Genomic DNA, 23,546 nt, shown 5'->3' with positions numbered 1-23,546 from the left:
GGGCAAAAAAAACCGAAGCGCGTGGGCTTCGGTTTTCGGTGCTGCGTGTGGCTTAGGCCGGGAACAGCTCGCTCAGTTTCATGGCCAGCATCATGTCGCCTTCAGCGCGCAGTTTGCCGCCCATAAATGCCTGCATGCCATCGGTTTCGCCGCTAACGATGCCTTCCAGGGTCTCGCCGTCCATCACCAGGGTGACCTGGGCGTCAGGGTTTTCACCTTCTTTGAGTTCACAAGTGCTGTCTTTAACGATCAGCGAGAAGTGTTTATCTTCATCGATGCGGAAACCAAAAACCAGGTCCAGGCCTGCAGCAGCGGCTGGGTTGAATTTGGCTTTCATTGCTTGAACGGCATCAGCTACAGAAGTCATGGTTCGATCCTTATATAGGGTGGAGTACGGCGGCCCGAAGGCCGCGGTTGCCGACGCTCAACGATAGGTGATGAGTGACGGCGTCTTCAACAGTTGCAAATGCACATGACTGTTGAAGGAAGCCAGGGTGACCTCGCGGCCATGAAACTTGAGCTGGCTGAGCGAGGTATTGACGATTTGCCAGCCGAGCTTGAAGGCATCGGTGGCCGGAATTCGGGTCAATAGGTGGACCAGGGCCGTAATGGTGCCTGCAGAAGTGAACACGACAATGTTCTGCTGGCCCTTGGCAAGGTCGAGCAGGCGGTTCAGTCCGCCCTGCACCCGTTCGACAAAGCCCAGCCAGGTTTCCAGTCCAGGGGTATCGTAAGTGCCACTGAGCCAGCGCTCGATGATCAGTTCGAAAATGCGCTGGAACTCGGCCGGATTGTGGGCGGCATTGTTCATCGCCGTTAGGGCCTCTGGCTCGTCCGGCAGCAAGCCGGGAAGCAGGGCATCAAGGATGGCGTAAGCATCGAATTCGTTGAAGGCAGCGTCTGTTTCCAGTGTAGGGGCGGGCAGCCCGGCGGCGTGCAGTTGTGCCAGGGCATGGCGTGCGGTGTCTTGCTGACGTGTCAGATCACCGGCCAGGCAACGGTCAAAGCGCAAATCCAGTTCGGCCAGATGCTTACCGGCAATTTGCGCCTGGTGCACGCCCAGTGGTGACAACTTGTCGTAGTCATCTGCACCAAAGGAGGCCTGGCCATGTCTGATCAAATAGATGCTGCCCACGTGCGCGTCATTCCTGAGCACTGAAAGTCAGGCGAGGTTAGGAGGATGGCAAGTGGCTGTCAATGAAAAAACATACGCTTGTTTGAATTGCTGCCAATGCCCCTGATCAAGGTGTTTCACGGCTGGCAGGCCCCGGTTGGCGTCGGTATGCTGGTTGTCATTGCGCGGCCCTGACCCTCGGGCTGCAATCGTTTTCAAGGAGAGGCTGTGGAATTTCTTGCCGAGTACGCCAGTTTTCTGGCTAAAACAGTGACTCTGGTGGTCGCCATTGTGGTGGTGCTGGTGACTGTTGCTGCATTGCGTGGCAAAGGGCGCCGTTCTACCGGGCAATTGCAGGTCACCAAGCTCAATGATTTCTACAAGGGCCTGCGTGAACGCCTGGAGCAATCGCTGCTGTCCAAAGACCAGTTCAAGGCACTGCGCAAGCAGACTGCCAAGGCCGACAAAAAACTGAAAAAACAGCCAGAAACCAAGGCAAATGTCTTCGTGCTGGATTTTCACGGTGATATCAAGGCCTCGGCGACAGAAAGCCTGCGCCATGAAATTACTGCCTTGCTGACCCTGGCCAGGCCGACTGACGAAGTGGTGCTGCGTCTGGAAAGTGGTGGTGGCATGGTGCACAGCTATGGCCTTGCGTCGTCGCAATTGGCACGTATCCGTCAGGCAGGCATTCCGCTGACGATCTGCATCGATAAAGTTGCTGCCAGCGGTGGCTACATGATGGCTTGTATCGGCCAGAAGATTATCAGTGCACCGTTTGCAATTCTGGGTTCCATCGGTGTGGTGGCGCAGTTGCCCAACGTCAATCGCCTGCTCAAAAAGCACGACATTGATTATGAAGTGCTGACGGCGGGCGAGTACAAGCGAACGCTTACGGTATTTGGCGAAAACACTGAAAAAGGTCGTGAAAAGTTCCAGCAGGACCTGGATATCACCCATCAGCTGTTCAAGAACTTCGTGTCCAAGTACCGCCCGCAGCTGGCGATTGATGAAGTGGCGACCGGCGAAGTGTGGCTGGGCGTTGCTGCGGTCGATAAACAGCTGGTCGACGAATTGAAAACCAGCGATGAGTATTTGTCCGAGCGGGCCGCGAATGCACAGCTGTATCACCTGCACTATGCCCAGCGCAAAAGTTTGCAGGAGCGTGTGGGGCTGGCTGCCAGCAGTTCGGCGGAACATGTTGTTGACTCATTGTGGAGTCGTTTGACCCAATCACGTTTCTGGTGATTAGTCAGGCGCTGTTGTAAGTTTTACAACAGCGCCTGCGTCTGTGTCTGGTGCGGTAGTTAATTATCGTTTAAAACATGTTTTTTAATAAATAACCTGATTCTTTATCAAGTATTCAGCCGACTATTTTTTAGTGTTGTCTATAAGCTGAAGGCACGAATCCCTATCGAGCCTTTACCATGACCGATGCTATTAGTTATCCGTTATCAGAGTCTGAACGATCCGTTGTCGACTATGCCCGTCGATTGGCGAATGTGCCGGTTGAAAACCAGCACGAAACCTATATTGCGGGGTTGCTTGCACCTTGGTTTAAATATGCGTCGCCGATGTTGCGCGAAAGATTACTTAACAGTTTCAAATTAGGGCAAATGGCTCAGCGCGAGGTCGCGCGCGTGCTGGCCCAAATCAAGCCGATAGAGTCGTTCGCCGAGCCGTTGCTCAAGGAGGCGCTGAAGGCACGTGGCTGGACAGATGCTGACCCCAAGAGGTATGGCATAAAACAGGTTCGCTTGTTGAGTAATCTGTTGCTGTTTTTTGCTCGGCAACAATTCAGGCTAGTTGATTCTCTGATCCAGCTTGCCTTGCCCGAGAAGTTCACACCTGAGTCATTGGAGCTGAACCTGGTATCGAGCGTCAGTCATCACAGCCTGCTGCAGGCAGCGTTGCAGAACTATGAGGCTTTTGAGGCTGTTGAAGGCGGCTTCGACCAGGGGTCGTGCATTTATGCACTCAGAGGTACGCAGCAGATTGAACAGGCCGAATTAAAGCCCGAAGGTTTTGCGCAGATCTGCCGTGACCTGAACCTGGGCATGCAATATCAATGGCATTTGACGCGTGTGTTTGAACCGGCGGATGATAATTGGCCTGCCGACAATGCCAATTCAAAGGCGTATAAGTTGCAAGCTGTATTTGTGCAGAATCTGCGCCAGGAATTTGCCTGCGCCTTGCATGTGGCCTATATGAAGGCGGAGGTCACGACACAATCATATAACTATATATTGAATTTTTTGATTCCGCCGGGTGCTCTCTTTTCGTATATTCACTCAGGTCATAGCACGCTTCAAATCATGGGCTTTGAGGTTCCCGGAGTTATTGTTTTTTGGCCGCAGAGAAAACCGGCCGAAGAGGCGCAGCCCTGCATACTTTATTTGCCGAACAGTTCCGGCACGGCGTTTCACGAATTCGAGTCGTTTGATTTATTAAAGGCGACGCTGCGCGAGTGGTTAAAAAATAACGTCTTTGCCACGTATTTCTTTCACTTGGTTCCCTTGCGTTACCGCGCCGAGTTTATGCGGCGCACGGACTTGAAAAATATAACCTGGGATTCGTTGTTGTTACGCCGCCCACCGATCATCAATGAACCTGCATTGATGTCCGAAACCCGGCATCTGCCCAAGTTTGACGATCCATTTTTGATTGCCTGGGGGCTGCAGCTGGCCAAGATTAAAGATGATGCCAGGTTGCTGATCGTCCCCACGGAAGATGAAGACTCTAAAAGTCGTTTGGCACGTCAGGCCTCTTTCTTGAATCTGGGGGTGAGCTTGTTGATGGTTGCGTTGGGTTTTGTCCCGGTTCTGGGTGAGATCTTGCTGGTAACCAGTGTCATGCAACTGGGGGTTGAGGTGTATGACGGTATCAAGGCGTGGCAGCGGGGAGACCGGGCCGCCGCGCTGGAGTACTTGTTCGATGTTGCCGAGAATTTTGCGCTGGCTGCCAGCAGCACTGCAGCGGCAAAAGCACTCAGGCCATCGCCGGTCGTGGATGCACTGGTTGCAGTCACGTCAGTTAAAGGTCAAAAACGATTGTGGCGGCCGGATCTCAGGCCCTACCAATACCCAAACCTTGCGCTGGGTGATGCCGAGCCCGATGCGCGAGGGCTCTATAGCATGGGTAACAAGCAGTTTATCAAGCTGGAAGACAAGGTGTATCAGGTCAAAATCGATACTGCGACACAAAGGTGTCATATCCAGCACCCAACCGAGCCGTACACCTACACACCACGCGTCAGGCATAACGGCAGCGGTGCGTGGGTGCATGAACTCGATGATCCGATACAAATGTCGCGTATGCAGTTGTTCCGTCGGTTGGGCCCTGCGGCCCAAGGGTTATCGGACGCTATGGTCGAGCGTGTGCTGGCTGCATCCAATACCAGTGATGATGCGTTGCGCAGGCTGCACATGGATAACCTGCCGCCACCTCCTGCGTTGGCAGACAGCATGAGGCGCGTGCAGTTGAGTCAAATGATCGAACGCTTCATCGTACAAATGCAGCAGGGGGCAAAGTGTCTACCGATACTGCGCAATTGCAACTGGAGCTGTTGACTCGTCTTGAGGGCTGGCCTGCGGACAGAGTTTTACGCGTGGTGAACATGCGCGGGTCCATGGTCATGGAGTACGGGCCTGAAGTGGAGTCTACGCATCCCCGCCTGCAAGTTACCGAAGCCCAGATCAAGAACGCAGAATTGCTCAAGACCACGCTGGAGTCCTTCTCCTCGGCGCAAATCGAGGTTTTGTTGGGGCAATCTGTCGATGGCCTTGAGCAACAGGAACAGGCATTGGCGCGCCAGTTGGGTCGCTTTGCCCAAGCTACAAAGTCTGACCTGTTCTCGCATCTGTATAAACGGGGCGAGGTGGTGACAGCCCGGATGGAGCTGTTGCAAAAACAGTTTCCGAGTTTGCCGGCAAGTGTGATGGGCGAGTTGATGGATCAACTTGCCCCGGCCGAAATGGCAACAGTGCAGAGCACCGGGCGCCTGCCGCTGCATATCCTGGAAGAGGCGCGCAGCTACACGCAGGTATTGCGTTTGAACCGGGCACTGGAGGGACTCTATTTCGAGGCTCTAAGTAACGTTGATAGCAATACATTGGCATGGCAAACCCTTACCCACTTGCCTGATTGGCCACCCAGTCAGCGCTTGCTATTGCGCGACAGAGCCACAGGTCAAGTACTGAGCTCCGTAGGTAATCCGTTGTCCAGATACAGCCAGGAGATTTTTAAAAGCGCGGGCGAGTACCATTTTTTGGGCCTCGCGACAGATGATATATACAGCAGCCCTTATCTTTGCAGATGTGTGGCCAAAGCCTTGCCGTCTTCCGCGCGTATGTCGCTTGGGCTTCCCGACACTGACCCGGGGGTGTTTTTAAGCTGGAAAATTGCATCCCATGCGGCCGGTCATCGCGCGCAAAGTGCCAATGCGCTGGGGATGCAGCAGGTTAAACCCTGGTTCAAATCGCCCATGCGCCTGGCCGATGGGCGGGCAGGCTACAGGCTCAGCGGTCGCTCAGGCCATGCCGCGCAAGCGAGCAGGCCATTGGTGATAAAGGATCTTGTGATGGATCTTTTTCCGTTGATGAGTGAGGAAACGGTCAGCCAGTTTTTATACCATCTTGAACTTTCACCTGCGTTGACCACCCGGGTACTGGCCAGGTTCAAGGCCGAACTTCAAACCTTGCGTAGCGATCTTGAGCGCTGGGTGGACTCGCCGGTCTGGAGTCAGCGGCGCAATGGCCCGCGGGTACTGGTGACGACCCAGGACAAGCGTGCAATCAGCCAGGCTTTGCTCCATGTCTGGCGCCGACAGACTGCAACCGTGAGCGTGGGTGAGCACACCGGATATGTGCTGAACCTCAATAGTTGGCCAGTTGATTGCTTGCCTGAGATATCGGCAGATTTTTCCCATGTCAGTGCACTGCACTTGAGCAACTCACCCAATGGAAAGTTTCCCGGTTCATTTTTGGAAAAGTTTCCCAACTTACGCATCCTGTCCCTGAAAAGTAACCAGCTCAGTGAGTTGCCCGTGGAAATTGCCGGTATGTCCGAATTGGTCAACTTGAACTTGCAGGACAATCATATTGTATTGAGCGGGCGAACCGCTTCGGCTCTGGCGGGACTGACCCGGTTGAAATCTTTGAATTTAACGGGAAATCCCTTGGGCAGGCGTATTTCGGTGACTCGCATGGTTGACCTTGAGCGTTTGTATCTACGCTACAGTGGTCTGCTGACTTGGCCTGAAGGGGTTGAGTCGCTCAGCCACCTGCAGACCCTGGATATGCGTGACAACAATATTAGTCGCATTCCACTGGAGGTTTTGTCACCTGGCAGAACAGCGATCAATAGTGTTACTCACCTGCATGACAATCCTTTGAGTGCCGACTCGTTACGCCGCCTTGAGAATTATCGGCGAGAGTACGGCATCAGTTTTGGTATTGCTCCGCGACGTCGGCATGTTGACCAGGTACGCGGCATCTTTCACTGGGCGTCCCGGCCAACGTTCTCAGAGACGCGTGTATGGAACAGCTTGAGGGATATCGCCGGGTCGAGTGATTTTTTTCGCGTGCTGGAAGACCTCAGTGCGTCCTCCCAGTATTTGCATGGACGTGAAAGTTTAAGCCAACGGGTCTGGCAAGTTCTCAATGCCATGCACGATTTCAGCGAATTACGTAACCAGCTGTTTGAGGTTTCAGCCAATCCCAATACCTGCGCCGATGGGATTCCGATGATTTTTTCGGATCTTGAACTTCGTTACCGGATCTTTATTGCGCAAAGCTCGGTCAATGCCGAAGCAGAGCTGCTGCAACTGGCACAAGGACTTCTGCGGATCGAACTGCTGGATAAACATGTACAGGGGGTTGTTGAGGCGCGAATTGCTGCAGTCCATGCCGAGCAATCAGAGTACGTGCGCCAATTGCAGGGCTTGATCGATGAGGTCAGCCCGGATTTTGCATCTGAGCCCTTGGCGAACATGACGGCGGAGGAACAACAGGGTGTGGCCTATCGTTTGGGTTCGGCACAAGCGCTGCGTCTGGCGCAGAGGCTCAGCCCGGCTGATTTGCAGGCGCGAATTGCAAAGGTTGATCCGCTGGAGATACAGATGTTTTATCAGGTCAAACTGGCTGCTGACCTTGGCTTGCCGGCGCGGCCCAAGAGCATGATTTTTGAAAGAGTCGCCAATGTCACGCTCGAGCAGCTTGAAGCCGCCAAGCTGTATGTTTTGACTGAGGATACAGCGCAAGCGAGGATTGCTTACATTGAAAAGCAGGGGTTCTGGGAGCGCTTTCTGGAGAAGAAATACCCCGAGCATTTTCAGTCGGTTGACTCACCGCTGCATGAACGCATGCAGGGGCTTTACCTGGCTAGGGAGAGGCTGTCCAGTCAGGAGTATGTGTCGAAAACCCAAGCTGTAGGGGAAAGTCGTTTGCTGGCCAGGCAAGAACTGATCAGCCAGTTGACCCGTGAAGAAGTTGAAAAACACCCTTTCGAGCAGGAGCAATCTTGACCCTGCGCAGGGTTATGCAGGCGCTGGCCCTGGGTAACCAGGGCCAGCCACAGCATCAGCGACGACGGAACAGCGGCATCGGCTCGTCGGTTGAAGACTGGTAGGTCACCGAGAAGTCCTTGAGGCCTTCCAGCGCTTCGTAAGGGTCTTTATCGGCACGGATGGCGAATGCGTCAAAGCCACAGCGATGCAGATAGAACAACTGGTCGCGCAGAACATCGCCAATGGCGCGAAGTTCGCCTTTATAACCATAGCGGTCACGCAGCAAACGGGCGTTGGAATAACTGCGGCCATCAGTGAAAGCCGGGAAGTTCAGGGCAATAACCTGAAAGTTCGCCACGTCCTCGCCCAGCTCTTCAGCTTCTTCGTCGCTGTCCAGCCACACGCCCAGGCCGCCGTCGCGGGCCTTGAGTGCGTGGCCGTGTTCGCGCCACATCACCAAAGGCACGATCAGGTCGTCGCAATTGGAGATTTCGTCAAAGCTGGTTTCCTTGGGCAGCAAGTGCCAGGTTTCATCGATGACCTGGTTGTTCTTAATTATTCGCTGCATAGACGCGCTCCTTGAAAGGGTCAATGCCGATACGCTGGTAGGTATCGATAAAACGTTCGTCTTCGGTACGTTTTTCAACATAGACGTCGATCAGCTTTTCAATCACATCCGGCATGGCGTCCTGGGCAAAGGACGGGCCCAGAATCTTGCCGAGACTGGCATCACGGCTGGCACTGCCACCCAGGGATACCTGATAGAACTCGGCGCCTTTTTTATCTACGCCGAGAATACCGATATGCCCGACGTGGTGGTGACCACAGGCGTTCATGCAACCAGAAATGTTCAGGTCCAGTTCGCCAATGTCGAACAGGTAGTCCAGGTTTTCAAAACGGCGCTGGATCGATTCGGCAATCGGGATCGACTTGGCGTTGGCCAGGGAGCAGAAGTCACCACCAGGGCAGCAGATCATGTCGGTCAGCAAACCGATGTTGGGCGTGGCGAACCCATTTTCGCGCAACTCGCCCCACATGGTGAACAGCTGGCTCTCTTCGACATCGGCCAGGATAATGTTCTGCTCGTGGGAAGTACGCAGTTGGCCAAAGCTGTAACGGTCGGCCATGTCGGCGATGGCATCCCACTGCTTGTCGGTCACATCGCCCGGGGCTACACCTGTAGGTTTGAGCGACAAAGTAACGGCGACATAGCCCGGTTTTTTGTGGGCCAACGTGTTGCGTACGCGCCAACGGGCAAAACCCGGGTGCTGCTTGTCGAGTTCGGCCAGTTCGGCGCCGAAGTCAGGCAGGGCTTTGTAGTCAGGATCGACGAAGTGCTTGGCGATACGCTGCACTTCGGCTTCGGTCAGGGTGTTCGAACCGCCGCGCAAGTGAACCATTTCGGCCTCAACACGCTCGGCGAACACTTCAGGCGTCAGCGCCTTGACCAGAATCTTGATCCGCGCCTTGTACTTGTTGTCACGACGGCCATAGCGGTTGTAAACCCGCAGGATGGCTTCGAGATAACTAAGAAGGTCTTGCCATGGCAGGAACTCATTGATGAAGGCACCGATTACCGGGGTACGGCCCAGGCCGCCACCTACCAGTACACGGAAGCCCACTTCGCCGGCGTCGTTGAGCACCGGCTCCAGGCCGATGTCATGCACTTCAATGGCTGCACGGTCAGATGTCGAACCGTTGATTGCAATTTTGAATTTGCGTGGCAGGTAGGCGAATTCCGGGTGGAAAGTCGTCCACTGACGCACGATTTCGCACCAAGGGCGCGAATCGATCAGTTCATCCGCCGCAACACCGGCGAACTGGTCGGTGGTGACGTTGCGCAGGCAGTTGCCGCTGGTCTGAATGGCGTGCATCTGCACGGTGGCCAGTTCTTCCAGGATGTCCGGGATGTCTTCCAGCGCAGGCCAGTTGAATTGCACGTTCTGGCGGGTACTGATGTGGGCATAGCCCTTGTCATAGTCACGAGCGATTTTGGCCATCATTCGCGCCTGACGCGAAGTCAACTGGCCATAAGGCACAGCGACCCGCAGCATTGGGGCAAAGCGTTGAACATAAAGGCCATTTTGCAGGCGCAGGGGGCGGAACTCTTCTTCGCTCAGCTCACCTGCCAGATAGCGTCGGGTCTGATCCCGGAACTGCTTGACGCGGTCCTCGATGATCTGCTGATCGTACTCGTCATATACGTACATATAGGTCCTGTTCTCAGGCTGCTAACAGCTTATCTGCGCGCACGGCCGCGCACTCCCCAAGGAGCGGGGCACGATACCAGTTTGTAGTTATGCGCAAAAGTGATGTTTAAGCATATGCAAAGAACCAAAACGACTATAAGCGTTTGATTCTCAATCCCTTACTTGTGGGAAGGGCATTGCTGGACTTAACTGTTTTAAGGACTTCAAGCAATCACCCATAAAACCGAAAAAAGGCGATGCGATGAGTACTCCAGTCAAAGCGCGTAAAAGCGACAGCAAGGTCGATGCATGGGCCATTTTCTTTCTGATCATTCTGGTGGTTTCTACTGCCGTGTACTGGGTCAGCCACCAGTAGCAAGCGTGCAAGGTCGAGGCTGATGAGGCGGATGTAGCCGCTAAAGAGCTTGTCGACATTACCTGGTGCCGCCTTCGCTGCCGTTGGCATGCTCAACAATGCCAACGTTGTGCATGGCCCCCCCAGGCCTTCGCGTGCCCGGCACTCAGGTACGCGCTGCCAATTTGCCTCCCTAAACCCCCGCCAGATGAACCACCAGCGTGACGATCCCGTACAGGGTCAAGGCAAACACCAAGGTAAATAACAGCCCCATGATAAGGAAGTGGGAGGCTTTACCGTGGGAAAAATCCCGAGTCCTGTTTTTTCCGCTTTGCACGCCAAAGGCAGCGGCCATGACGCTGTGCAGCATTTGCCAGAAGCTCGGCGGCTTGTTGTCGGCAGGATCGTTCATAGATGCCTCGGCTGTCTGAGGTTGGAACGGCTACATCCCATAGCGTAGTCAACTTCAAGGCCCATTAACTATCTACCACCCATGCCCGGGCACTGTCGGTTGTACTGAGGCGCTCACTCACATGCGTTTCAGGAAGAAGCCGGTCATGGAAAGTTCGTACATTGTCTCGGGGCCGGGGCCCCACGCAGCCTTCATAAAATCCAGAATACCCGCCTGGGTCAAACACAGCGCTGTGGCAGATATCAAACGCCTCAAGCCGGGATTGTTTCCGGCGCATGCTTCAGAGGCTGGAGCAGCCGATGGGCTCGGCCGCGCACCACGGTGGCTGCGTCAGGCCCTGCTCGACAGCCAGGCTCGCAGCCGGGCTGCCAATCAGGCCTTGGCCAGGGCACTGAAAGGCCTGCAGGGGATCACCCAGTTTGCCGAGCCCCGCTTGCAGGAGGCATTGCACAGTCACCTTGGCCAAGGCCGGGCAATGGACGTCAACACAGACCGGCTGTTTTATCTGCGCCGCAATCAGCCCGTGCGCCAACACAGCCTGTTACAGGCTGCCTTGCTCAACTTTGACGGCAGTGAAGATTTTTCCCAAAGGGTCGCAGGACAACTTAGCGCGTTGGCGCCGCAGGGCGCTTTGCCTGTCGAACGGTTCCAGCCAGACAAGGGCCCTGATCAACTGGCCATTGTGTCGGACACCCTGGTGCATGGTTCTGGGGTCGTGGCACACAGATTCCGACAGGAGTGGGAAAGTCTTCGGCCGGTTCCCGGTTTTGCTTACCGCGAAACATTACCCATGTCACCCGAAGTGTTCTCACAGCTGTGCAGATCCCTGGATTTGGGGCAGCAGTACCAGGCCCATCTGCAGGCGGTTTTTGCTCCACCAGCGGTGCGCGCCCTAATGATCCGGGCGCAAAAAGCACTGCTGGCCGTACGCTTGCATCGGGCACTGCTGCAACGGCATATCACTGACTCTGGTTTTGCCATGATCAGTGCGTTGCTGGAGGAGCACCCGCGCGTGTCGTTATATGCAAAACCTGTAGTGTTCAGCCAGCTCCAGCTCTATGGCCAGGTCTTGGACGAGGTGTTGATTATCGGCCCGGATCGTTCCAGGTGGCCGGTTCTGGAATGGGAGCGCACCGGATTGAGCGGTGTGCCGCTGATGAAAAAACCTGAGGTTGAGCCCGTGGTGGTCTATATCCCGGGGGCACCGTTCTCGGCACTCAAAGAATACCCCTCGCTGGAAGCATTTCAGTATGAGCTGGGTCTGAATTTGCGTCTGCCCGCGTATCAGCAGCTGTTTGCCAGTCTGGTCCCCCAAGGGAACGGCGCACTTTTTTTGCAGCGATTGAATCATCAGTTGTACAAGACCACGCCTGATCCGAGAGGTATCGAGCCAGCAGATTATGTTGATGAGGTGGACCTGAAGCTGGAGCTGGTAAGCATCGAAACGTCATCAGCAGGGCTGTTCACGGCCCTCAATACCCTTCATCTGGACAGGCTCAAAGCCAATGCCCGGGCACTTGCAGTGCCCACAGCCGATGCCGACAGCAAGCGCTTGCAGCAGCGTCTTGATGACTACCTTGGCCTTGGTCTTGATGTGTTGAATGTGGCAGCGTTTTTAATCCCCGGTGCAGGGGAGGTCATGATGGCAGTGATGGCTCTACAGATGAGTATGGACATCTACCAGGGCATCGAGTCGTGGCAGGCAGGCGATGTCGAGGATGCCTGGTCGCATGTGGAGTCCGTTGCGCTGAATATCGTGCTGAGTGGTGCAACAGGGGTTGCAGGCCACTTAGCCAGTGGCAGGTTGGCGACTGACCCCGCCGGGATCGACAGGTTCAGGCAAATCGTCCTGCCCAACGGTGAAACCCGTCTGTGGCGGCCCGAAATCGAGGCCTATCAATGCCAGTTGCCGCTCAATCAGCGGCTTGAGCCCAATGCTCTGGGCCAGTATCGGGCAGACGGCAAAACCTGGGTCCAGGTGGGCCGGCAGTTCTACGAGCAGGCCTTCGATCAGCAGCTTAATGCCTGGAGGATAAAGCATCCGAGCGACGAAAATGCTTATCAGCCAATCCTCATGCATAACCATGAAGGAGCCTGGCGTCTCGAGCATGAACAGCCCTTGCAATGGGAGCGCCCGACCTTGCTGCGTCGACTGGGGCACGTGACCCGCATGTTCGATGATGAAGAACTGGGGCAGATCGGCGACATCAGTGCTGTCAGTGACGAAACCTTGCGCAGGGTGCATGTGGACTGCCTGCCCGTGCCTGCTTTGTTGAGGGACACATTGCAACAATGGCGGGTTGAGCGGGAGCTGGGCATGCTGGTCGATGGCACAAGAGCGGGCAAGCACGCACTGCTTGCCCGTCTGACCGGCACAGGCCGGACGGCTCAAGCCAATGTCGAATTAGTACGTCGACGATTTCCCATGCTGTCTGAGTCTGCGGCTCAGGAAGTGCTTGAGCTTGCCGGTGAGAATGATGTGGCACGCCTGCGCCGGACAGGTCGGGGGTCGAGGCGGCTGGACCGGCTGGCGCGTGAGTACGCGCAACAGGGCCGTTTGAACCGGGCGCTGGCCGGCTTGTATGTGCCGGGGCTGGCGAATCTCGACAGTGAGCGTCTGGCCATTGAGGCAATGTTGCACCTGAGCGCCAGTCAAAACGTCGTCAGCCCGGCTGCAGTGGCTCGCTACGCCACTTCGCATCGCAGGGAAATGGCCCGCACGCTGAAATTGCATCCTGTGGCAGCAAGACCCGCCTTGCAGAGAATCAATGGTCGGATCGGCTATGCCTTGTCTGGCAAAGGGGCAGCCTTTGACGTGAGTCCGTCGTTGATAAGCCGTGTGCGCGATATTTGCCCGCAAATCAGCGACGAACAGGCCGAGGCCTATGTGCGCAAGCGCATCGACGATGGAGAGTCTGCCCAGCATATCTTCGATTTTCTAGCCAGTCGCCAACGTGAGCTGGACACATTGCGTAGCACACTGGAACTGTGGTCGAGCACAGCCAGCGGGCCCTTTAACCAACGGATGCGGCGCTTGACGGCTGACCGGCTGGTAGGTTGTTGGCGGGAGGGTGTACTGAGTCGTATTGAACCTTTTGCTTATCTGGATCTTGAATTTGACCTTAGCTGGGCGAGTGAATTTCCTGTACTGGACGCTGACTTTTCCCATGTGCGGACATTGCGGCTGAGCGCCGACCTGATGGTGAGCGAGCCCGATGCCGGATTCGTTAAGCGCTTCCCCAGTGTGGAGCGCCTGGAAATAAGCCTTCAGCGATCACAGATGATGCCCGTTGCCGATGCATTGGCGCAGTTGCCCACGGTCAGCGAGCTGTCACTGGAAGCCGACTGGCAGGGCTTGACCCGTGAGTTCATGGACCGGCTGACAACCCTTGGGCAGATCGAATGCCTGTCTGTGCAGGGGGCACTGGAAACGCTGGATGTCAGTGGCTGGCCGCGGCTGCGGCAATTGCAGGTCAAAGGACGACTTGTTCAGTGGCCAGCAGGCCTGTTCGATCTGACTGATCTTGAAACCCTGGACCTGTTTGGAACCTCGATAACAACGTTGCCCGATGAGCTGTTCACCGGACATCAGCAGTTATGGGCGGGCTTGCTTCTGGATTGGTCAGGCATTGAGCCGTCAACGGCCATGAGAGCCTACGAGCGCCTGCGTACCCATCCTGTGCGAACGGTGGATCTGGAGAAATGGACAATCGCTTACTGCACAGGTTGCCTGACCCGTTTCATGCCCCATGACCGACTGTTTGCCAGTACGGTAATTACGCGTTGGTCCCTTGACGAACAAGCCGTGGCTGAGCTGATGCGGCGCGTTAACGGCTTGCATGAAGAGCACTACAGGTTTGCCGAGGCTCTGGAGGCCTGGGTATCTCAGGATCCTGAGACGACGCAAACGCTGTTGCGCAGGCAAGCGGCTGACAAGATTCAGCGCTGCTGGCGTGCTGGAATTTCACCCCGACTGGGGTTGGAGGATGCTGGCGCCGGGCCTTCCTGGCGGGTCAGTACTGTAAATCAGGAGCTGGATCTGGCAGACGAAATAATCAGTTCCCTGCCACCTGTGCCGGGGGGGCAGGCGTTTGCCCATGTCCATCGCCTTAATTTGAGCGAACTGGAGGTGGCTGGCGAGGAAATGGATCGATTTCTGCAGGCGTTCGGCCAGCTCCGGGAGTTGGACCTGAGCCGCAACGGCCTGGATTTGCTGCCAAATGCTCTGGGTGATTTGCGCCAGCTTACAGACCTCAACCTGGCGCACAACGAGTTGGTGATGAGCCCCTCGTTGCAGATGCAGTTGAGTGGCCTGCGTGGGCTCGTGCGCTTGAATCTGCAGGGCAACCGGGTGACAGCGCTGGATATCGGGGCGCTGACCAAGCTGGAGTCGCTTGATCTCAGTCATACAGCCATTCGCAGCTGGCCAGCCGGGGTTTTTGATCTACCCAGGTTGCGGTTTCTGGATATGAGCAACAGCGCAATCAGGACGGTCCCTGCGACGGCTCTCGTGGGTCATGAGGCACTGATGCAGGGGGTGAAGTTGAATGGTTGCCAGCTGGATGCGCAAAGCTGTGCCGATTTGCGGGCTTATGCCCAGCGTTCGGGACGCGACACGGCAGCCAATATAGCGATCGGATTACTGGCAGCACGCAGGACCGGGGGAACGCCCGAGTTTTTCCCTGCCATTGTCGCTGACAGGCCTGACCTGTTGTTGGCGGCCGCTCCAGTATTGAAGACGGATGAAGTCTTGTTGAGCCCCGCACCGATATTTCAGCCCGGTGCCCCGGAATTGAACCGCACCACCCTGCTGCAAAGGGTCCATCCCGATCTGAGCCTGCATGATGCAGTGCAATACCTTGAACAGATGCAGGCCCGTGGCATGGGTGTGCTGGAAATCGACGCCCGGCTTGCCGAGTGGAATCACCAATACGACGCTCTGGTCCAGCGCCTGAATGGCTGGATCAATATTCCGGGCCACAGGGAAAGCGGACGCTGGGTCAGTGCCGTCGATCGCAGGCGTGCGGCTGACAGGATCATGCAGGCCTGGCGCGATGGGCTGGAGACCGTCACAACGGCGCAGCCCGAGTCTGTGCATACCCTGGACTTCTCGGACCTGTGCCTGGGGGATATACCGCCGCTGAATGTGTCCCAGACTCATATCACCACACTGAACCTCAGCGGTGTACGCATTACTGCCGGGGGCTCGCAAGGGTTTATCCGCGAATTTCCCGGCTTGCGTACCTTGCACCTCAATAATAATGAGCTGACCCGTTTGCCGGAGGGAATCGGCTCGCTTGAAAACCTCACCCGGCTGGAGGCTGCCCACAACCGCTTGCAGGACGAGGAGGGCTTGAGTCGCCAGTTGCAATCACTGGCGCACCTGGAATGGCTGGATCTGAGCTACAACAGGCTCGACACATTTGACCTTACTGGCATGAGCGAATTGCAAACCCTGAACCTGAGGGGGAACAGGCTGGTGCGCTGGCCGACCCGGGTACTCACAACCCCGACCCTCAGAACCCTCAACCTGAGCAACAACCAGATCGATACGATCCCTGTTGAGCTGTTTGAGGGCGATAACGACGCATTGATGGCTCATACTGATTTGTCCCATAACCTGCTCTCCACATCAGGCTATGCAACCTTAAGAGACTACAGGAGCTTTTCGGGCAATGACCTCGGATGCTCCCTTGAGGACATTGAAGACGGCCTGGCCTTCTCCGATAACGGTTCGCTCAGCAGTGATGAGCCTGAGTACGGGGCCGCTGGTGTCGACGAAAACCTCGATCATCTGGAGCACCTGACACCCGAGCAACTGGCCGAGCAAAAGGCCCGCTGGTGTGTGGGGGAGCCGCAAGGCTCGCCGAGGCCAGTGATCTGGGACGACCTGCTGGCGCAAAAGGAGAGCAGGGGGCTGTTCTATTTGCTGGATCAGCTGCAATTCACCCAGGACTATATCCAGGACAGACCGGGCCTGACCCGGCGGGTCTGGAATGTGCTGCAGGCAGCTGCATCCGATAGCCAGTTACGCGACGAGCTATTTATCATCGGTCATTCCGATGTGACCTGTGGCGATGGTCGGATCCTGCTGTTCAGCGATCTGGAAGTGAAGGTGTTTGAGTTCAATGCCCTGCGCTCAGTGGTGGCTGGCCAGGAAGGGCCTGCGTTGCTCGAGCTGGGCCGGCGCCTGTTTCGCTTGGGGCAAGTGGAGGAGGTCGCGCAATTTGCCTATCAATCACGCCGTGGAGCGGACGCTGCGGAGGTTCGACTGGCCTATCGCATTAGCCTGAGCGAGCGCCTCGACCTGCCTGCGCAGCCCAGGGGCATGCAATACAGCCATGCGGCGAAAGTCACTGAGCAAGAGATTGAAAGTGCTTATTTGAAAATAAAGGCAGCCGAAAATTCGCCGGCCTTTATGGAGCAGTTGATCCTGCAGGGCTACTGGATCAATTACCTCAAGCGCCAGTATCCAGAGGAATTCCTGGCCCTGGAGGAGCGTTTTGAAGTGGAGCATAAAGCGCTGGAAGACCGACATGCCGATCTCGGGGAGGTGTATCAACAGGAGCTCGGCGCTCTGGATGAGCGCAAGCGCAGCGAAGAGCAACTTTTGCGTGAGCGTCTCTCGGGAGAGGTTCTCGCAACGCTGTCCACGCAGCCTGATTAACCCATAGTGACTGTCGTCGTTGCCGGACATTGCGATCGATTGGTCATCGATCGCATCCGGCAGCGACTGCAGGGTGTCGGAAGCGTTGCTACCTGTTAGTTGTCATACCCCAGGTTTGGCGCCAGCCAGCGCTCGGTCACGCTCAAATCTTGCCCTTTGCGCGCCGTGTAGCTTTCGATCTGGTCCTTGTCGACCTTGCCCACCGCAAAGTACTGCGCTTGCGGATGTGCGAAGTACCAGCCGCTAACCGCTGCCGCCGGGAACATGGCGTAGTGCTCGGTCAGGAACACGCCGCTTTTGCCCGCACGCATCTCTTCGGCCTCCGGATCCAGCAGCTTGAACAGGGTGGCTTTCTCGGTGTGGTCCGGGCAAGCCGGGTAGCCGGGAGCAGGGCGGATACCGCTGTATTGCTCCTTGATCAGCTCTTCATTGGCCAACTGCTCATCCTTGGCGTAGCCCCAGTAGTGGGTCCGCACCTGCTGGTGCAGCCACTCTGCGCAGGCCTCGGCGAGACGATCGGCCAGGGCCTTGACCATGATCGAGTTGTAGTCGTCCCCCGCGTCCTGATACGCCTTGGCCACTTCTTCGGCACCGATGCCTGCGGTAGTGATAAAACCGCCCACGTAGTCGGTCACGCCGCTGTCCTTGGGCGCGACAAAGTCGGCCAGGGAGAAGTTCGGCTTGCCGTCGGTCTTGATGATCTGCTGGCGCAAGTGATGCAGTTTGGCCAATGGCTGGCCATCGTCACCGTACAGTTCCAAATCGTCATCGTTAACCTGATTGGCCGGCCAGAAACCGAACACTGCCCGGGCGCTGATCAGCTTCTCGTCGATCAGTTTTTTGAGCATTTCCTGGGCATCGGCATACAGCGCCGTGGCTGCTTCGCCGACGACTTCGTCGGTGAGGATGCGCGGGAATTTTCCAGCCAGGTCCCAGGAAATAAAGAACGGCGTCCAGTCGATGTACTCGGCCAGTACCTTGAGGTCGATATTGTCCAGTACCTTGGCACCGGTGAAGGTCGGTTTGACCGGCTGGTAGCCGGCCCAGTCGAACTGCGGTTTTTTGGCGATCGATGCCGGGTAGCTCAGGCGCTCGGTGCGGGCACTACGATTGGCGGTGCGTTCGCGGACCTCAACGTACTCTTCGCGGGTTTTCTGAACAAAGGCCGGTTTCAGTTCCTTGGACAGCAATTGCGTGGCCACGCCCACGGCGCGAGAAGCGTCGGTGACATAGATCACGGCATCGTTCTGATACTTGGGTTCGATCTTGACTGCGGTGTGCGCCTTGGATGTAGTCGCACCGCCGATCATCAGTGGCAAGTGGAAGTTCTGACGCTGCATCTCGCGGGCAACATGCACCATTTCATCCAGCGACGGCGTGATCAGGCCGGAAAGGCCGATAATGTCGCACTTCTGCTCTTTGGCTACCTGCAGGATTTTCTCTGCCGGCACCATCACGCCCAGGTCAACGATGTCGTAGCCGTTACAGCCAAGCACCACGCCGACAATATTCTTGCCGATGTCATGCACGTCGCCCTTGACCGTGGCCATCAGGATCTTGCCCTTGGCTTCCGGTTTGTCGCCTTTTTCCAGTTCGATAAACGGGATCAAGTGGGCTACGGCCTGTTTCATCACGCGGGCAGACTTGACCACCTGGGGCAGGAACATTTTGCCCGCACCGAACAGGTCGCCGACGATGTTCATGCCCGACATCAGCGGGCCTTCGATCACTTCGATCGGGCGCTTGAACGACAGGCGCGACTCTTCGGTGTCTTCAACGATATGGGTAGTAATGCCCTTGACCAGTGCATGTTCCAGACGCTTGTTGACGTCCCAGCTGCGCCACTCTTCGGTTTCGGCTTCCTTGACGCTGCCATCGCCCTTGTACTTGTCGGCAATCGCCAGCAGGTTGTCGGTGGCATCCGGGGTACGGTTGAGCACCACGTCTTCCACGGCATCGCGCAACTCGGCCGGGATCTGGTCATAGATTTCCAGCTGGCCGGCGTTGACGATACCCATGGTCAGGCCGTTGCGGATCGCATACAGCAGGAACACCGAGTGGATCGCCTCACGAACCGGGTTGTTGCCACGGAACGAGAACGATACGTTGGATACACCGCCCGAGGTCAGGGCATAGGGCAGTTCGTCGCGGATATAGGCACAGGCATTGATGAAGTCCACAGCGTAGTTGTTGTGTTCTTCAATGCCGGTGGCCACGGCAAAGATGTTCGGGTCGAAAATGATGTCTTCCGGCGGGAAGCCCACTTCGTTGACCAGAATGTCGTAGGAGCGTTTGCAGATTTCTTTTTTGCGCGCCTCGGTGTCGGCCTGGCCGGCTTCGTCGAAAGCCATCACCACCACGGCGGCACCATAGCGCTTGCACAGTTTGGCGTGATGAATGAACTGCTCGACGCCTTCTTTCATGCTGATCGAGTTGACGATGCCCTTGCCCTGGATGCACTTGAGGCCCGCTTCGATCACTTCCCACTTGGAGGAGTCGATCATGATCGGTACGCGGCTGATATCCGGCTCGCCGGCGATCAGGTTGAGGAAGGTCACCATGGCCTTCTTCGAGTCCAGCATGCCCTCGTCCATGTTGATATCGATGATCTGCGCACCGGCTTCAACCTGTTGCAGGGCCACTTCCAGGGCTTCGGTGTAGTTGTCTTCGCGGATCAGCCGGGCGAAGCGGGCAGAGCCGGTGATGTTGGTTCGCTCGCCGACGTTGACGAACAACGAGCTGCGATCGATGGTGAACGGTTCAAGCCCGGAGAGACGGCAGGCCTTTGGAATGTCCGGGATCGGGCGCGGAGCATAACCGGCTACGGCGTTGGCGATGGCCTGGATATGCCCCGGCGTGGTGCCGCAGCAACCGCCGACAATGTTGAGGAAACCGCTCTGGGCGAACTCTTCAATGACCTTGGCGGTTTCCGCCGGCAGTTCGTCGTACTCGCCGAATTCGTTGGGCAGGCCGGCGTTGGGGTGCGCCGAGACGTAGGTGCTGGCCTTGTTCGACAGCTCTTCGAGGTACGGACGCAGTTCGCTGGCACCCAGGGCGCAGTTCAAACCCACGGAAATCGGTTTGGCGTGGGCCACCGAGTTCCAGAACGCTTCGGTGGTCTGGCCCGACAGGGTACGCCCGGAGGCGTCGGTAATGGTGCCGGAAATCATGATCGGCAACTCGACACCCAGCTCTTCGAAAACGCCCTGTACGGCGAAAATCGCGGCCTTGGCATTGAGGGTGTCGAAGATGGTCTCGATCAGGATCAGGTCGGCGCCGCCTTCGATCAGGCCTTTGGTGGCTTCGGTGTAGTTCTCCACCAGCTCATCGAAAGTCACGTTGCGGTAGCCGGGGTTGTTTACGTCCGGGGACAGCGAGCAGGTGCGGCTGGTCGGGCCCAGTACACCGGCAACAAAGCGTGGTTTGTCCGGGGTTTCCAGCGTTTTGGCATCAGCCACCTTGCGCGCCAGGCGGGCGCCTTCTACGTTTAGCTCGTAGGCCAGTGCCTGCATGCCGTAGTCGGCCTGGGAAACCTGGGTAGCATTGAAGGTGTTGGTTTCGAGAATATCGGCACCGGCATCCAGATAGGCCTTTTCAATCGAGCCGATCACGTCGGGGCGGGTGAGCACCAGAAGGTCGTTGTTACCCTTGACGTCGCTCGGCCAGTCGGCGAAGCGTGTGCCACGATAGTCGTGTTCCTCTAGACGGTAGCTTTGGATCATAGTGCCCATGCCGCCATCGAGAATCAGAATGCGCTCTTTGAGGGCTTGCTGAAGTGCTTGGAGACGAGCGCTGCGGTCAGACATAGGACTACCTGTTAGAGCCATGCAAAAGATGCGAAATCATAACAAACCTGCGTGGGATTTGAGCGTCTGCTGTTTTACATGAATTTGATTCATGTTCCGACGTTTGTTCGACAGGTAGAATCGCGACATATTTTTGATATCAGGACAATGGCACATGTTTTTTCGCCTACTCACCAGCGCCGTGACGCTGGTGGTGTGCAGTACAGCGTTGGCACAGGCCCCGTTGGTCAGCCCGGCTATTTCCTATACGCGGGATATCCAGCCGATCCTCACCGAAAAATGCGTTGCCTGTCACGCCTGCAATGATGCGGCCTGCCAGCTCAACCTCGGCAGTGCAGAGGGCGCGACCCGCGGTGCCAGCAAGGTACCGGTCTACAAGGGCGACCGGGTGGATGCCGTGGCACCAACGCGGATTTTCTACGATGCCAGCGGCCCCAATGAATGGCGCAACAAGGGCTTTTACTCGGTACTCGACGCCCAGGGCGCTCAAGCAGCCCTGATGGCCCGCATGCTGGAGCTGGGGCATAGCACGCCGTTGACCCCGAATGCCAAATTGCCCGAAGACATCGTCCTGGGCCTGAACCGCGAAAACGTCTGCCCGGCGCCCGGTGAGTTCAATGCCTATGCCCAGAGCCATCCCAGGGAGGGTATGCCGCTGGCCGTTACCGGCCTGACCGACCAGCAATACAGCACAGTGCAGACCTGGCTGGCGCAGGGCGCTAAAGTTGATCAGCAGGCCATCAAGCCCACAGCGGTCGAGGCTGCGCAAATTGCCGAGTGGGAAGAGCTGTTCAACCGTCCGGGTTCTACCGAAGCACTGGTGGCGCGCTGGTTGTACGAGCATCTGTTTCTTGCCCATACCTTTTTTGACAACGGTGTGCCGGGGCATTATTTCCAATGGGTGCGCTCGCGCACGCCCAGCGGGCAACCTGTCGACCTGATCGCCACCCGTCGCCCCAACGATGACCCGGGCACGGCGTTTTACTATCGCTTGCAGCCGGTGCAGGGCGTGATCGTGCACAAGACCCATATCACCTACCCGATGGGGGCGCATAAGCTGGCGCGGGTCAAGCAGCTGTTCTACAGCGGCGACTGGCATGCCACCAAACTGCCGGGTTACGGGCCACGCGGGCGTGCCAATCCGTTTGAAACCTTTGAGGCTATCCCGGCAGTCGCGCGCTATCAATTTATGCTCGATAACGCTGAATACTTTGTGCGCACCTTTATCCGCGGGCCGGTATGCCGTGGTCAAATTGCCACCGATGTAATCCGCGACAACTTCTGGACCGTGTTTCAGGAGCCTGCCCGGGACCGTTATGTCACCGACGCGGTGTATCGCGGCCTGGCAACGCCCTTGCTGGCAATGCCCGGGCAGATCGACGACGTTGGCAGCGTTATTTCGCTGTGGCACAACTACCGCGACAAGCGTAACGACTATGAAAAGCTGCGGCAAAAGGCCTATGCCGATATGCCGCCTCCAAGCTGGTCGACCCTGTGGGCGGGCAACGATAACGCCTTGCTCACGGTATTCCGCCACTTTGACAGCGCCAGTGTCAGCAAGGGCCTGATCGGCGAGATCCCGCAAACCATGTGGCTGTTCGACTACCCGTTGCTGGAGCGCACCTACTACCAGTTGGCAGTCAACTTCGACGTATTCGGCAATGTCTCGCACCAGGCTCAGACCCGTCTGTACTTTGACTTGATCCGCAACGGTGCCGAAGTCAACTTCCTGCGCCTGATGCCCGCCGATTCCAGAGCGTCGATCCTCAGCGACTGGTATCAGAACAGCGGCAAGCTGAAGATGTGGATGGACTACCAGAAAATTGACACAGACACCCCGACCGGCATGAAGCTCGATCCGGCCGACCCCAAGCGTGACTTCGCCCTCAAGCTGATTGAGCGCACCGGCACCCTGAATGCGCGCCCCGACCCGATCAACCGCTGCTCGGGTGCATACTGCTCACGGCCCAATATTGCGCAGGAATTCAAATACGCCGAGCAAGCGCTCAGCCGTTTGACCTCGCGGCCTGCTGCCGGGCTGGACGTGATCAATCAATTGCCTGAAGCCACCATGCTGCGTATCGAAGGTGCAGACGGCAAGCGCGAGATGTACAGCATGTTGCGCAACCGTGCTCACACCAACGTGGCCTTTATGCTGGGCGAGGAGTACCGCCTTGAGCCGGGGCTGGACACCTTGACCATCTACCCGGGAGTGCTGAGCAGCTACCCCAATTTCATGTTCAACATCCCTGCGGATCAGGTCGAAGCCTTTGTCGAGGCCATGGAGCAATGCAAGGATCAGGCAACGTTCGACACCATCGTCGAGCGTTGGGGCATCCGCCGCAGCCACCCGCAGTTTTGGCAGTACTTCCATGATATAGGCCAGTACATCAATGAAACCGACCCGGTTGAAGCGGGCGTACTGGACATGAACCGCTACGAAAACCTGTAAAGGGGCGGTTGAAATTGAACGAATGGGACGCAGCTTTCCTGACAAA

General features: G+C 56.8%; 11 protein-coding genes. 5 read left to right on the top strand and 6 right to left on the bottom strand.

Annotation, left to right across the window (positions count from 1 at the left end):
• Positions 1 to 52: 52 nt before the first annotated feature.
• Together PPTH39_RS02825 and PPTH39_RS02820 are read right to left on the bottom strand one after the other, a co-directional pair.
• Positions 53 to 367, bottom strand: coding sequence for an SCP2 sterol-binding domain-containing protein (locus PPTH39_RS02825; protein WP_095000408.1), 315 nt, complete (start codon positions 365 to 367; stop codon positions 53 to 55).
• A 57-nt stretch (positions 368 to 424) separates the two neighbouring features.
• Complete coding sequence (locus tag PPTH39_RS02820; RefSeq protein ID WP_130871553.1) at positions 425 to 1,135, bottom strand: histidine phosphatase family protein; 711 nt, start codon at positions 1,133 to 1,135, stop codon at positions 425 to 427.
• Between the two features lie 207 nt (positions 1,136 to 1,342).
• Here PPTH39_RS02820 and sohB point away from each other — a divergent pair, with 207 nt between their 5' ends.
• The 3 genes from sohB to PPTH39_RS23655 all read left to right on the top strand — a co-directional run bounded on the left by sohB (position 1,343) and on the right by PPTH39_RS23655 (position 7,637).
• Positions 1,343 to 2,362, top strand: coding sequence for a protease SohB (gene sohB, locus PPTH39_RS02815; RefSeq protein ID WP_095000406.1), 1,020 nt, complete (start codon positions 1,343 to 1,345; stop codon positions 2,360 to 2,362).
• 179 nt (positions 2,363 to 2,541) lie between these two features.
• The gene (locus PPTH39_RS23660; RefSeq protein ID WP_232527596.1) at positions 2,542 to 4,683 is read left to right on the top strand and encodes a dermonecrotic toxin domain-containing protein; all 2,142 of its coding nucleotides are present in this window, start codon (positions 2,542 to 2,544) and stop codon (positions 4,681 to 4,683) included.
• Positions 4,644 to 7,637 carry an NEL-type E3 ubiquitin ligase domain-containing protein gene (locus PPTH39_RS23655; protein ID WP_232527595.1) on the top strand — a complete coding sequence of 998 codons (2,994 nt, stop codon included), beginning with the start codon at positions 4,644 to 4,646 and terminating at the stop codon, positions 7,635 to 7,637. Before PPTH39_RS23660 ends, PPTH39_RS23655 begins: the two co-directional genes overlap by 40 nt.
• Before the next feature lie 55 nt (positions 7,638 to 7,692).
• On the opposite strand, the gene PPTH39_RS02805 is transcribed toward PPTH39_RS23655, so the two are convergent.
• The 3 genes from PPTH39_RS02805 to PPTH39_RS02795 all read right to left on the bottom strand — a co-directional run bounded on the left by PPTH39_RS02805 (position 7,693) and on the right by PPTH39_RS02795 (position 10,575).
• Entirely contained in the window at positions 7,693 to 8,187 is a 495-nt protein-coding gene (locus PPTH39_RS02805) for a DUF934 domain-containing protein (RefSeq protein WP_095000404.1), read from the bottom strand.
• A complete protein-coding gene (locus PPTH39_RS02800; RefSeq protein ID WP_016781107.1) occupies positions 8,171 to 9,829 on the bottom strand; it encodes a nitrite/sulfite reductase in 1,659 nt (552 codons plus the stop codon). Before PPTH39_RS02800 ends, PPTH39_RS02805 begins: the two co-directional genes overlap by 17 nt.
• 527 nt (positions 9,830 to 10,356) lie before the next feature.
• The gene (locus PPTH39_RS02795; protein ID WP_095000403.1) at positions 10,357 to 10,575 is read right to left on the bottom strand and encodes a DUF2970 domain-containing protein; all 219 of its coding nucleotides are present in this window, start codon (positions 10,573 to 10,575) and stop codon (positions 10,357 to 10,359) included.
• A gap of 145 nt (positions 10,576 to 10,720) precedes the next feature.
• On the opposite strand from PPTH39_RS02795, the gene PPTH39_RS02790 reads away from it, so the two are divergent.
• Complete coding sequence (locus PPTH39_RS02790; RefSeq protein ID WP_130871552.1) at positions 10,721 to 17,242, top strand: NEL-type E3 ubiquitin ligase domain-containing protein; 6,522 nt, start codon at positions 10,721 to 10,723, stop codon at positions 17,240 to 17,242.
• A gap of 95 nt (positions 17,243 to 17,337) precedes the next feature.
• Here PPTH39_RS02790 and metH read toward each other — a convergent pair whose 3' ends face one another.
• Positions 17,338 to 21,048, bottom strand: coding sequence for a methionine synthase (gene metH, locus PPTH39_RS02785; protein WP_095020030.1), 3,711 nt, complete (start codon positions 21,046 to 21,048; stop codon positions 17,338 to 17,340).
• Between the two features lie 154 nt (positions 21,049 to 21,202).
• On the opposite strand from metH, the gene PPTH39_RS02780 reads away from it, so the two are divergent.
• Positions 21,203 to 23,500, top strand: coding sequence for a fatty acid cis/trans isomerase (locus PPTH39_RS02780; protein WP_095020029.1), 2,298 nt, complete (start codon positions 21,203 to 21,205; stop codon positions 23,498 to 23,500).
• Positions 23,501 to 23,546 lie beyond the last annotated feature (46 nt).

The sequence above is a fragment of the Pseudomonas bubulae genome (assembly GCF_900618535.1).
GTDB classification, from domain to species: Bacteria; Pseudomonadota; Gammaproteobacteria; order Pseudomonadales; family Pseudomonadaceae; genus Aquipseudomonas; species Aquipseudomonas bubulae.
The sequence above is the reverse complement of the archived record's forward strand: the minus strand, read 5'-3'. Positions and strand labels throughout refer to the sequence as shown.